The organism is Herbiconiux sp., assembly GCF_004297105.1.
Taxonomy (GTDB): Bacteria; Actinomycetota; Actinomycetes; order Actinomycetales; family Microbacteriaceae; genus Herbiconiux.
In genome coordinates this window covers 45062-57184 of sequence record NZ_SCVE01000016.1, presented here as the reverse complement: position 1 = coordinate 57184, position 12123 = coordinate 45062, and the positions used below count along the sequence as shown (strand labels likewise).

Below are 12123 nucleotides of genomic sequence, written 5' to 3'. Positions count from 1 at the left end.
CCCGCGATCGGGCGCATCCCCATCATCGACGTCTTCCCCCAGGTCGACGGCGGCCGGTGGGCGGCGAAGGGCTTCGTGGGCGAAGTCATCCCGTTCGGCGCCACCGTGTTCCGTGAGGGTCACGACGCCGTGGGCGCCCACCTCGAGCTCGAGGCGCCCGACGGCACGGTGATCGATCGCGCCCTCACCCGCACCTACAGCTGGGACGACGAGTGGCGCGGACTGGCGCAGGTGACGGCGGAGGGCGACTGGCGGTACCGCATCCGCGCCTACTCCGACGACTACGCAACCTGGGAGCACAACGCCACGGTGAAGATCGCCGCGGGCATCGACGTCGATCTGATGTTCGCGATCGGCGCCCAGTTGTTCAGCCGCCTCGCCTCCGACGCGGAGCGCTCCGCCGACACCCGCGAGCTCTTCGCCGGTGTCGCCGCGACCCTCTCCGAGACGGCCGGGCCGCAGGCCGAGCGCCTCGCCGCCGCCTACTCCCCCGCCGTCGCGGAGGCCCTGCACGCGCACCCTGCTCAGAGTCTCGTCACCTACTCCGCGTGGCATCCGCTCCGCGTCGAACGCACCCGGGCAGGCTCCGGCGCCTGGTACGAGTTCTTCCCCCGCTCCGTGGGCGCGACGCAGAAGGCGGATGGCAGCTGGGTGAGCGGTACTTTCACGACGGCCACCGAGCGCCTCCCCGAGGTGGCGGCCATGGGCTTCGACGTGCTCTACCTGCCGCCCATCCACCCCATCGGTGAGGCCTACCGCAAGGGCCGCAACAACACCCTCGACCCGCAGCCGGGTGACCCGGGATCGCCGTGGGCCATCGGCGGAGCCGCCGGCGGACACGACGCGATCCACCCCGACCTCGGCACGGAGTCCGACTTCAGAACCTTCCTGGCCGCCGCGGACAAGGCCGGCCTCGAGATCGCCCTCGACTTCGCGCTCCAGGCGTCACCCGACCACCCGTGGGTGACCGAGCATCCGGAGTGGTTCACCACCCTGCCGGACGGCTCCATCGCCTACGCCGAGAACCCGCCGAAGAAGTATCAGGACATCTACCCGATCAACTTCGACAACGACCCCCAGGGCATCCGCGCCGAGGCGCTGCGCATCCTCGAGTACTGGATCGGGCTCGGCGTGCACATCTTCCGCGTCGACAACCCGCACACGAAGCCGCTCGACTTCTGGGAGTGGGTGATTCACGAGGTCAACACCGCACACCCCGAGGTCGTGTTCCTCGCCGAGGCCTTCACCCGGCCCGCCCCCATGCAGGGGCTCGCGAAGGTGGGCTTCCAGCAGTCGTACACCTACTTCACCTGGCGCAACACGAGACCGGAGATCGAGGAGTTCTTCACGAGCATCTCGCAGGAGACGGATGCCTTCTTCCGCCCCAATCTCTTCGTGAACACGCCCGACATCCTCACCGAATACCTGCAGTTCGGCGGGAGGCCCGCCTATCGCATCCGCGCAGTGCTCGCCGCCACCGGCGCACCCACCTGGGGCGTGTACTCGGGCTACGAGCTCATCGAGAACGTCGCGCGCCCCGGCGCCGAGGAGAACATCGACAACGAGAAGTACGAGTACAAGGCGCGCGACTTCGCAACCGCCGAGGCCGACGGCCGGTCGATCGCCGCCGACATCACGCTGCTCAACGCGATCAGGCGGTCGCATCCGGCCCTCGGCCAGCTGCGCAACCTGCGCTTCCACGGCAGCGACGACGACTCGATCGTGGTCTACTCCAAGCACCTCGACGCGGAGTTCACCGGCACCGGCCGGGCCGACACGCTCCTCGTCGTGGTGAATGTCGACCCGCACTCCGTGCGCGAGACCACCGTGCACCTCGACCTCGAGCTGCTCGGCCTTCCCGCCGACTCGACCTTCACGGTCACCGACCGGCTCAGCGAGCACACCTGGGAGTGGTCGGCCCACAACTACGTGCGGCTGGATGCGTTCACGCAGCCGGCGCACATCCTCCACGTGATCCACGACGAAAGCGGCACTTCCTGATGGCTCTTCCCGACGGCGACACCGCTCTCACCCTGCCCGAGATCCCGCTCGACGTGCTCCAGCGAGTCGCGACCGGCTCGTACTACAACCCGCACGAGGTGCTCGGGCAGCATCTCGTGAACGCCGAGGGCGTCTCCGACCCGATCACGGTCATCCGCACCCTCCGTCCCCTCGCGAGCGAGGTGAGCGCGGTCCTCTCGAATGGCGCCCGCGCGCAGCTCACTCACCTGTACGGGGGTATCTGGCAGGGCTTCACCCTCACCGGGCTCAACGACTACGAGATCGAGGCCCGCTACGACGACGGCGCGGTGTGGACGGCGGATGATCCCTACCGCTACGCCCCCACGCTCGGAGAGCTCGACCTCCACCTCATCGGCGAGGGCCGGCACGAGAAGCTCTGGGAGGTGCTCGGATCGCGCGTCGAAGAGGTCTCCGGCGTCGACTCCCTCACCGCCGGCACCGCCTTCGCCGTCTGGGCGCCGCACGCCCAGGCCGTGCGCGTCATCGGTGACTTCAACGGGTGGGACGGGGTGCGGCACTCGATGCGCAGCCTCGGCAGCACCGGCGTGTGGGAGCTGTTCATCCCCGCCCTGTCGGCCGGCAGCAACTACAAGTTCGAGATCCTCACGCAGGACGGCCGATGGGTCAGCCGAGCCGACCCCATGGCGCGCCGCACCGAGGTGCCGCCGTTGACGGCATCCGTGATCGGCACCAGCGCCTACGAGTGGGGCGATGACGAGTGGATGACCACGAGGGCCGCCACGAACCCCCACACCAACCCCATGAGCGTCTACGAGATGCACGTCGGCTCGTGGAAGCTGGGGCTCGACTACCGCGCGCTGGCCGACGAGCTCATTCCCTACCTGCAGCACCTCGGGTTCTCGCACGTGGAGTTCATGCCGCTGGCGGAGCATCCGTTCGGCGGCTCGTGGGGGTACCAGGTCACCGGCTACTACGCCCCGAGCGCACGCTTCGGCAACCCGGATGACCTCCGGTACCTCATCGACCGGCTGCACCAAGCCGGCTTCGGGGTGCTGGTCGACTGGGTTCCGGGCCACTTCCCCAAGGACGAGTGGGCCCTCGCGCAGTTCGACGGTCAGGCGCTCTACGAGCACTCCGACCCGCGTCGCGGTGAGCAGCCCGACTGGGGCACGCTCGTGTTCGACTTCGGCAACTCGCAGGTGCGCAACTTCCTCGTGGCCAATGCGCTGTACTGGCTCGAGGAGTTCCACATCGACGGGCTCAGGGTCGATGCCGTCGCCTCGATGCTCTATCTCGACTACTCCCGCAAAGACGGCGAGTGGCTGCCCAACCAGTACGGCGGGCGCGAGAACCTCGAGGCCATCAGCATGCTGCAAGAGGTCAACGCCACGGCCTACCGCAAGTACCCCGGCATCGTGATGATCGCCGAGGAGTCCACCTCCTGGCCGGGCGTCACGCACGCCACGAGCCGCGGCGGGCTCGGGTTCGGCATGAAGTGGAACATGGGATGGATGCACGACACCCTGCAGTACATCGAGCAGGATCCGATGTACCGCGCCTACCACCACGGCGAGATCACGTTCTCGTTCCTCTACGCCTTCAGCGAGAACTTCATGCTGCCGATCTCGCACGACGAGGTCGTGCACGGCAAGGGCTCGCTGCTGCACAAGATGCCCGGCGATCACTGGCAGAAGCTCGCCAACCTGCGGGCGTACCTCGGGTTCATGTGGGCGCATCCGGGCAAGCAGCTGCTCTTCATGGGGCAGGAGTTCGGGCAGCCGTCGGAGTGGAGCGAGGAGCGCGGACTCGACTGGTGGATCCTCGACCAGCCGGTGCACCAGAAGCTCCTGGGGCTCGTGTCGCGGCTGAACACGGTCTACAAGGAGAACCCGGCGCTCTGGGCGCTCGACAACGAGCCGGCGGGCTTCGAGTGGATCGACGGGGGCTCGGCGGCGCAGAACCTCGTGTCGTTCCTGCGCTGGGATTCGGAGGGCAACCCCATCGCCATCCTGATGAATTTCTCGGGCAACCCCGTGGGCCCGTACCGGGTCGGGCTGCCGTTCGGCGGCCGCTGGGACGAGCTCGTGAACACCGACGCCGTGGAGTACGGCGGGTCGGGCGTGGGCAACTACGGCTCCGTCGAGGCGGAGTACGTCCCCTGGTCGGGCCGCCCCGCCTCCGTCGAGCTGACGCTGCCGCCCCTCGCCGCTCTCTACTTGAAGCCGCGTAAGGCGTAGGGGACGCGAAGGGCCCTGGATGGTGGCTCTCCGCCTAAGGGTTCAGCGGAGCTGAAAGGCGGCGGAGAACCACCATCCACGGCCCTTCGCTGCGCTCCGGGTTCCACCGCGACCTCAGTCGCGCGAGTGCAAACCGCGGGCCGTACTCGACGACCCAGGGCTGCACAGCCGCCGGGCCGTGCCGCGCAGCGACACGGAACGACGGACTGCGCAGCAGGTCGCCCGCGCCGCAGAAGCGGCGGCGCGGCATGAACACAGCTCCGGGTTAGCCCAAGACACCACTCACGCGAACGAACCCAACGAGCCCCGTAAGATGACCCGAGGCCTAATAAAGCAACATGGTGAGACGCCGCCGTGCCGCCGCCACACGCGGGTCATCGGTGCCCACGACCTCGAACAGCTCCAGGAGCCGGGTGCGGATGGCGGTCTTGCCGTCGGCGTCCTGCGTCGGAAAGAGTGTCAGAAGGCGGTCGAAGGCGTCGTCGATGTGGCCGCCCGAGAGGTCGAGGTCGGCCACGGCCAGCTGGGCCTCGAGGTCGTCGGGGTTCGCCGCCGCAGCCGTACGGATGTCGTCGAGGGTCTTGCCGTCGAGACGGGCCAGCAGCTTGACCTGGGCGAGGCCCGCAACGGCGAGGTCGTCGCGGGGGTTCTGGGCGATCGCCGTCTGGTACTCGGCGATGGCGGTGGCGTAGTCGCCCCGGGCGATCGCGTCGTAGGCCTCGGCGTGGTGCGGGGGCAGAGGCTCTTCGACCGGCTCGGTGGCAGCCGCATCCGGGCCGGCACCCTCCACCGTCACCGTGCCGGTGACGCCGTTCTGGGCCGCGAGCTGCAGCACCTGCTCGACCACCGCACGCACCTCCTCCTCGGGGTACGACCCCTGGAAGAGGGAGACGGGGCGACCGCCGACGAGGGCGGCGACCGTGGGCACCGACTGGGCCTGGAAGGCCTGGGCGAGCTGAGGGTTCTCCTGTGCCTCGACTCCGACGAGAAGCAGACGCCCGGCGTACTCCGTGACCACCTTCACGAGGATGGCGCTGAGCTCCTTGCTCGCCTCGGCCCACTCGGCCTTGAGGTCGACGATCACGGGGAGCGTGTTCGAGAGCTCGATGAACTGGGTGAAGTTCGCATCCGTGCCGTCGAACACCAGGCTCGGCACGGCACCGGCGGGGGCGCCCGCAGAAGAACCGGGGGCACCGGAGGGCGCACCCGTGCCGACTCCGGGAGCACCGACGCCCTGCGCCGGCGCGTTCGCCCGGTTCACGAGCGACGACAGGTCGACAGCACCACGGAGGTTCGCGGCGGAGGGAGGGATCATGCTCATGGCAGTTCCTTCGCTTGAACGAGGCCCTGGGTGAAGCCCAGCAGCTGGGCCTTGCCCGGGTCTCCCGACGGCGGGATGTAGAACAACAGCTGGTAGCCGTAGATCGCCTCGGCACCCTTCGCGGTCTCGGACACACCGGAGAGCGCCTTCACCGCACCCTCGGGGCTCACCGTGGCACCGGATTCGACCGGCTTGACCGTCTCCGACTCGCGGAGATCGACCGCCACCAGGGCGCCCGACTCACTCGTGGCGAGCGCGATGCTCTGACCTGTGCCGGCCACCTGCGCGAAGTCGATCGTGGCCGTGGAGGGCAGTCCCGCCTTCTTGTCGGCCTTGTACTGGGCGCCCACCTGCGTGCGCAGCGAGTCGCCCGTGGCATCGATCTGGTCGATGTACTGGCTCGAGTCGCCCACCGACAGGATGTCGGCGTAGGCCGTCTTGAGCTGGTCCGGGGTCATCTGCAGCAGCTTCGTGTCGGGCGCGAGCCGGGTGGTGCCCACGCTCGCGGCAGCCACCGGCGGCAGGCTCGTGTCGGGCTCGAGCGTGATCTCGTAATAGACCTTGTAGTTCGCTCGCGGGGTGTCCTGCACGAGCATGAGTGCCACGGGCGGCACGGTCGTGTCGGTGCCCTGCACGATGGTGAACACGGTCTTCGGCCAGGAATTGGACGCTTGCGGCAGCACGACCTGCAGCGGTCCCGCGGGGATCGCTTGTGGAGCCGGGTACTCGGGGTAGCCGGCGCGGATGGCGTAGGTGGCCGAGCGCAGCTCGAGAGCGGGGCCCTCGAAGCGGTTGGCCAGGGTGTCGGCGCTCGACGCCGCATCCGCCTCTGCCGTCACCGAGGAGATCTGCGACACGATGGTCTCGAGCTGCGCCTGGGTGACCGCGGGCGCGGGCTCCGACTCGTCGACAGCCACCGTGGGCTCGGCGGCAGCGGTGGGCGCGGTGGTGGAGTTCGGATCGGCGGTGGCATCGGCCACGGGGGTCGCCGTGGCGGTGTCGGTTGCCGCCGGGGCGGCCTGCGGCCAGTAGTCGGCCGAGCATCCGCTGAACGCCAGTACCGAGGCCAGCGCCATCGGAACAGCGACGAACGGGGCGATCGACCGTCGCCCTCGCTTCACGCTCGATTCGATCGCGTTGGTGCGCGAGGCCGAGAATCGCTTGCCCTTCGGCAGTGCGGGAGGTTTACGCCGCGGACGCTGCGAGCGGCGCATGTGCAGCAGCCCGAGAACGAGGAGCACGAGACCTGCGAGCAGGAAGACGACGCCGGCGACCAGCAATGGGCCGACCCACGGGGTGGCGTTCGCGATCGGCCACGAGAGCTTGATGTTGGTGGGCGCAGGCGACGTGCCGTCGGAGGCGATGATGACGGAGTAGCCGGCGGGCAGGTTCACCGTTCGGTACATGGCGTCGGTGCTCGTGAATTCCTCGAGCCACAGGTCGCTGCCGGCCGGGTTCGCCGAGCCGCTCGCCACGTTGTCGGCCCCATCCGCATCCGCCTCGACCGTGGTCGAGGTGAGGTTGCCGGTGGTGGAGTCATAGCCGATGGTGTCGTAGGAGGCGCCATTCAACCACGCCTCGACGTCGGAGGTGCGGCCGTAGGCGGCGAAGATGGTGCCGGCACCGGAGAGGACGAGGGTCTGCTTTCCGGGGTGCGTCTGAAGGGTGTCGGAGTCGATCATCACGTAGGGCGCATCGCTCTGCACGTCGACCGTGGCGTTGACCGTGTTCGGGGGGAGGAAGACCGTTCGTTGCGCGACGCCGACGCCGATCAGCGCAGTAGCGATGATGAAGGCGAAGATAGCGAAGATAAAGCGCACGAAGACTCCTGACAAAAGACATTAAAAGATAGCTGATCACGCTACGTGTCTCATACAGGCGGCGTTCAGGCAGCATTCACTCCAGCGCGCGAACCACCCCCGACGATACCGGATCGTGACATCCACGTCGCCCTAGGATTGTGCTGAGCCCGCCAGGGCGCAGCGTGAGCGAGGAGCATCCGTGAAGATTCAGAACGCATTCACCCTCGGCCTCGTCGCAACCCTGGGTGTGGGCGTCGGCCTCCTGATCCTGGGCGCCGTGGCCTCTCTGGCCACGATCCTCACCTACATCGGCGTCGCGATCTTCATCGCCCTGGGCCTCGATCCCATCATCTCCTGGCTCGAGAAGAAGCACTGGCCGCGCTGGCTGGCCATTCTCACCGTTCTGGTGGCAGTTCTGGGGATCTTCACAGGCCTCGTGTTCGCCGTGGTGCCGATCATCGTCGAACAGACCTCCCAGTTGATCACGCTGGTGCCGAACCTCATCAACCAGGTGCTCGACCAGAACTGGCGCAACTCGGTCACCGAGAGCCTCGGCGGTTTCGTCGACGTCAACGAGGTCTACAACGCGGTCGTGAGTTACTTCGCGGATGCCGGAAACGTCACCGCGCTGGCCGGTGGCGCGCTGCAGGTGGGCATCGGGATCGCGAGCGGCTTCTTCGGCGTGATCATCGTGCTGATTCTCACGCTCTACTTCACCGCCTCGCTCAACGGCATGAAGCGCTCGATCTACCGCCTCGCCCCCGCGTCCAAGCGCGAGCGCTTCGCCGATCTGAGCGAGCAGGTCACCGGGGCCGTCGGCCGCTACGTCGTGGGGCAGATCACGCTGGCGCTCTGCAACGGCATCCTGAGCTTCATCTTCCTGTCGATCATCCAGGCCCCCTTCTCGGCAGTGCTGGCATTCCTCGCCGGGATGCTCTCGCTCATCCCCCTCGTGGGAACCATCTCCGGCTCCACGATCATCGTGCTCGTGTGCCTCATCCCGGGACTCGGATCGCCGCTCACCGCGCTCGTGGCCGCCATCTACTACATCATCTACATGCAGGTGGAGGCCTACCTCCTCAGCCCGAAGATCATGAACCGGGCCGTCTCGGTGCCCGGCTCGATCGTGGTGATCGCGGCGCTGGCCGGAGGCACTCTGCTCGGCGTGCTGGGTGCGCTCGTGGCCATCCCGATCGCGGCGTCGTTCCTGCTCATCATCAAGCAGGTCGTGATCCCGATCCAGAACGAACGCTGACCCGCGGGTGGAGGCCGCCGTCGCGATCTCCACCCGGATCTCCACCCCAGGTCGGTGTCGGCTCCGTCGTCCCCTCTGCAGGCTTGAGGAAATCAAGTCACGCAGGAGGAACGATCGTGAACCCGACTACCATCGCCAGTGCGCTGCTCGTGCTGGCCGCCATCGTCTGGGTGGCCATCCGACAGACACGCTGGACCGCCCTCGACCCGGCGAGAGCGTTACGGGCTCCGCTGATCCTCGGCGCGGTCGGGGTCTTCCAATTGGTCGGCTCCGGCGCATCGACCGCTCTGAACGCCGCCGACATCGCTCTGCTGGTGATCGAACTGGCGTTGGGCGCGGGCGTGGGCGTGGCCATCGGCTTGCTCGCCCACGTCCGACCGATCACCGAGGAGGCCTTGCGCGCCCATGCCGCGAGCAGGCGTTCCGGCGATCCGGCGCCCACACTCGAAGCCCGGAACGGGGTCGTCGGGCTGGTTCTCTGGCTGGCCCTGATCGCCGTGCGCATCGGCCTCGGGTTCTGGGCGGGGTCGTGGGGCGCCCAGATCGCGGAATCGGCCGGGATGATCCTGATCGTCCTGGCCGTCAACCGCCTCGTGCGCTACGGCGTGATCGTGGCACGAAGCACACGGCTGCCCGTCGCCAGGGCATGATTTACCCGTGAGCAGCTCTCCTGCCGGCCGATTCGGAACCCTGATGGGCCGCACTGCGTCCGGGCGGGCATTCGGCTTGGCCGGCATCGTTGTTGTCGCGGTGTCGATCGGGGCCGCGCACTCCGACGCCCCGCTGTGGGCCCTCACCGCCGCCGGCGCGGCACTGGTGGCCTGGGCTGCGGCAGAGATCGTGCCCGCACGCTCGCCGTTCCTGGTGCGGGCCGGGCTGCTCGTCGTGGTGCTGCTCGGAAGCGGACTCGCCGCTCTGCCCACCAGCATCATCGGCCTGGTACCGGCTCTGATCGCCGTCATCGCGACCATCGGGCGAACGGATGTGCCGCTCGCCGTCGGGTTGGCGGGCGCGACAGGATGCGCGGCCGTGGTGAGTGTGGTCGGTGCAGCCGGCGGCCAGCCCCTCACCCTGGTCGCCGTCGCGATCGCCTCGCTCGCGATCGCCGTACTCGCGGGCCTGACCAGGAGGCAGGCGCGCGCGGCATCCGATCGCGAACGGGAGCGGGCGGCCGAGCACCTGGCGATGCAGACGGAGCGTGCACGGTCGGCCGCGCTCGACGAGCGGGCCAGAATCGCCCGCGATCTCCATGACACCCTCGCCCACGCACTGGGTGGTCTCGTGGTGCAGCTCGACGCGGTCGAGGCGCTCGCCGAGGCGGGACGTGTCGACGAGGTCCTCGTCCGGGTTCAGGCGGCTCGAACACTCGCCGCCGAGGGTCTCGCCGATGCCCGGAGAGCGGTCGATGCCCTCCGCGATCCTCTGACCGGCACCGTCGCGGTCGCCGACGTGGTGCGGTCGATCACCCAGCTCGCCGAGGCAGCTCGAGGTCTCGGGATGACGGTGGAGAGCGAGGTGCCCACCCCGGAGCCTGGTGCCACCGTCCGTGTCGGCGCCGAGGCCTCCGACGCGCTGACGCGTCTCGTGCAGGAGGCGCTGACGAACGCGCGCAAGCACGCGACCGACCAACCCGTCGACGTGCGCGTCGAGCTGACCACCCGCGAGATCCAGGTATCCGTCGCGAATCCGCGAACGGCTCGTCCAGGTGGCGAGCTCGCCGCATCGGGATCAGGGAGAGGGATTCCGGGCATGCGCGAACGATTCGACCGGCTCCCGGGCGCGCGGCTCAGGATCGACGACGACGACCCCGAGTCATTCCGGGTGGCGGCACACGTGGTGCTCGCATGATCCGCGTCATCGTGGTCGACGATCAGGCGATCGTGCGCGACGGACTCGTCGTTCTGCTCGGGCTCCTCGAGGGGATCGAGGTGGTGGGCGAGGCAGCAGACGGCGCGGCGGCCGTGAGGCTAGCGTCCGCCACCTCCCCCGACGTCGTGCTGATGGACCTGCGGATGCCCGTGCTCGACGGCGTGGGGGCGACCGAGCAGATCGTGGCGGAGCATCCGGCCACCGCGGTTCTCGTGCTCACCACCTTCGCCGACGACGAGTCGATCGCCGGCGCACTGCGAGCGGGCGCGCAGGGCTATCTCACGAAGGACGCCGGCCGGGCCCAGCTCGAAACCGCCATCCGCTCGGTGGCCGCCGGGCAGACAGCACTGGCATCCGACGTGGGCCGCCGGGTGTTCGGCCGGTTCGCCTCGGCCGAGGCGAAGGCCGACGGGCCGAAGACGGTCGCGGGCACGCTCCGCGCGCGCTTCCCGGAGCTCACCCCCCGCGAGGCCGAAGTGCTCGAGCTGATGGCCGGGGGAACGGGCAACGAAGACATCGCCACCGAGCTCTTCATCAGCCGGGCCACGGTGAAGTCGCACGTCAACGCGATCTTCGCGAAGCTGCACACCACGACCCGGGCGGCGACGATCGCCCTCGTGCGCGAGGACGGAGAGCGCTACACATCGTAGGTCGTGGGCAGCGGATACGCGGCCGCGTTCACACGGGCAACGATCTCGTCGAGTACGCGTCGCGTCTGCTGCTCCCCCACCCAGAGATGCTTGCCACCCTCGACCGCCACGAGCTCGATGCTCGGCACCGACGCGAACCGTTCGCGGGCCTCATCCGGTCGCAGGTAGTCGTCGAGCTCCGGCACCACGGCCACGAGCTGCTTGCCGTTGCCCTCCCACGCCGCGATCTCGGCGGCGGTCGCCCGGTGCAGGGGCGGCGACAGCAGGATGGCACCGTCGATCGAGTACTGCGCCCCGTACTTCAGCGTGAGCTCCGTGCCGAACGACCAGCCCACGAGCCACGGATGCGGCAGCCCTCGCGACGCCACGAAATCCATCGCCGCCTTCACGTCGAACCGCTCACCCTCGCCCTCGTCGAAGGCACCCTCGCTCGTGCCGCGCGGAGACGAGACCCCGCGCAGGTTGAACCGCAGCACGGCGAGATCGGCGAGCGCCGGCAGGCGCAGAGACGCCTTGCGCAGTACATGCGAGTCCATGAATCCGCCGTGCGTGGAGAGCGGATGCAGCGTCACCAGAGTGGCGACCGGGTCACCCGACAGAGGCAGGGCGAGCTCTCCCACGAGAGTGAGGCCGTCGTCGGTGTGCAGCTCGATGTCTTCCCGGCGGGCCGGCAGCTCGGTGCCGCTGCGGATCTCGATGGCGGTCATCCCGGGGCTCCGATCGTCCAGCAGTGGGTGTGCCAGTGGCGGCGGGCGGCGAGGTCGCTCGAGTCACCCATGACTCCGTCGGCGCGCCAGGTCACGAGGTGGGCGGTGCCCGGGGCGATCGGCACGCTACATCCGGGGCACGCGTACTCCTTCACCGCGGAGGCCGCCGACACGGGCTGCACGTTCCACTCCCGGCCGCGCCGGGTCTCGGTGCGACGCCACCCCGCGAGCAGCCGCGAGAGGTCGGCCTCCTCGTCACCGTCGCCCGCGCGGCGGTGCGGTCGGTTGTTGCGAGGCAT

General features: G+C 68.9%; 10 protein-coding genes. 6 read left to right on the top strand and 4 right to left on the bottom strand.

Going from position 1 to position 12123, the window contains the following annotated elements:
- The first annotated feature begins 6 nt into the window (after positions 1–6).
- Both EPO52_RS12865 and glgB read left to right on the top strand, forming a co-directional pair.
- Positions 7–2001, top strand: coding sequence for an alpha-1,4-glucan--maltose-1-phosphate maltosyltransferase (locus EPO52_RS12865; RefSeq protein WP_290807251.1), 1995 nt, complete (start codon positions 7–9; stop codon positions 1999–2001).
- On the top strand, positions 1998–4220 hold the full coding sequence (glgB, locus tag EPO52_RS12860; RefSeq protein ID WP_290807249.1) for a 1,4-alpha-glucan branching protein GlgB: 2223 nt from the start codon (positions 1998–2000) through the stop codon (positions 4218–4220). Before EPO52_RS12865 ends, glgB begins: the two co-directional genes overlap by 4 nt.
- A 325-nt stretch (positions 4221–4545) precedes the next feature.
- Here the strand turns inward: glgB and EPO52_RS12855 are convergent, their stop codons facing one another.
- Complete coding sequence (locus EPO52_RS12855) at positions 4546–5541, bottom strand: tetratricopeptide repeat protein (RefSeq protein WP_290807087.1); 996 nt, start codon at positions 5539–5541, stop codon at positions 4546–4548.
- On the bottom strand, positions 5538–7361 hold the full coding sequence (locus EPO52_RS12850) for a hypothetical protein (protein WP_290807085.1): 1824 nt from the start codon (positions 7359–7361) through the stop codon (positions 5538–5540). The genes EPO52_RS12855 and EPO52_RS12850 overlap by 4 nt, the downstream gene beginning before the upstream one ends.
- Before the next feature lie 181 nt (positions 7362–7542).
- On the opposite strand from EPO52_RS12850, the gene EPO52_RS12845 reads away from it, so the two are divergent.
- The 4 genes from EPO52_RS12845 to EPO52_RS12830 all read left to right on the top strand — a co-directional run bounded on the left by EPO52_RS12845 (position 7543) and on the right by EPO52_RS12830 (position 11117).
- On the top strand, positions 7543–8598 hold the full coding sequence (locus EPO52_RS12845) for an AI-2E family transporter (RefSeq protein WP_290807083.1): 1056 nt from the start codon (positions 7543–7545) through the stop codon (positions 8596–8598).
- Positions 8599–8714: 116 nt separating this feature from the next.
- Positions 8715–9248 (top strand): hypothetical protein, encoded by a 534-nt coding sequence (locus tag EPO52_RS12840; RefSeq protein ID WP_290807082.1) that lies wholly within the window; start codon positions 8715–8717, stop codon positions 9246–9248.
- Between the two features lie 7 nt (positions 9249–9255).
- The gene (locus EPO52_RS12835; protein WP_290807081.1) at positions 9256–10446 is read left to right on the top strand and encodes a histidine kinase; all 1191 of its coding nucleotides are present in this window, start codon (positions 9256–9258) and stop codon (positions 10444–10446) included.
- Entirely contained in the window at positions 10443–11117 is a 675-nt protein-coding gene (locus EPO52_RS12830) for a response regulator transcription factor (RefSeq protein ID WP_290807079.1), read from the top strand. Before EPO52_RS12835 ends, EPO52_RS12830 begins: the two co-directional genes overlap by 4 nt.
- Here the strand turns inward: EPO52_RS12830 and EPO52_RS12825 are convergent.
- Positions 11105–11824, bottom strand: coding sequence for an alpha/beta hydrolase (locus tag EPO52_RS12825; RefSeq protein WP_290807078.1), 720 nt, complete (start codon positions 11822–11824; stop codon positions 11105–11107). The genes EPO52_RS12830 and EPO52_RS12825 overlap by 13 nt on opposite strands.
- Positions 11821–12123: a hypothetical protein gene (locus EPO52_RS12820; protein ID WP_290807077.1), complete on the bottom strand. Its 303-nt coding sequence runs from the start codon at positions 12121–12123 to the stop codon at positions 11821–11823. Before EPO52_RS12820 ends, EPO52_RS12825 begins: the two co-directional genes overlap by 4 nt.

Bases quoted from the DNA above. Each gene is read 5' to 3' on its own strand.
- EPO52_RS12820 (WP_290807077.1), bottom strand. From the start codon at position 12,123: ATGCCTCGCAACAACCGACCGCACCGCCGCGCGGGCGACGGTGACGAG.
- EPO52_RS12830 (WP_290807079.1), top strand. From the start codon at position 10,443: ATGATCCGCGTCATCGTGGTCGACGATCAGGCGATCGTGCGCGACGGA.
- EPO52_RS12825 (WP_290807078.1), bottom strand. From the start codon at position 11,824: ATGACCGCCATCGAGATCCGCAGCGGCACCGAGCTGCCGGCCCGCCGG.
- EPO52_RS12855 (WP_290807087.1), bottom strand. From the start codon at position 5,541: ATGAGCATGATCCCTCCCTCCGCCGCGAACCTCCGTGGTGCTGTCGAC.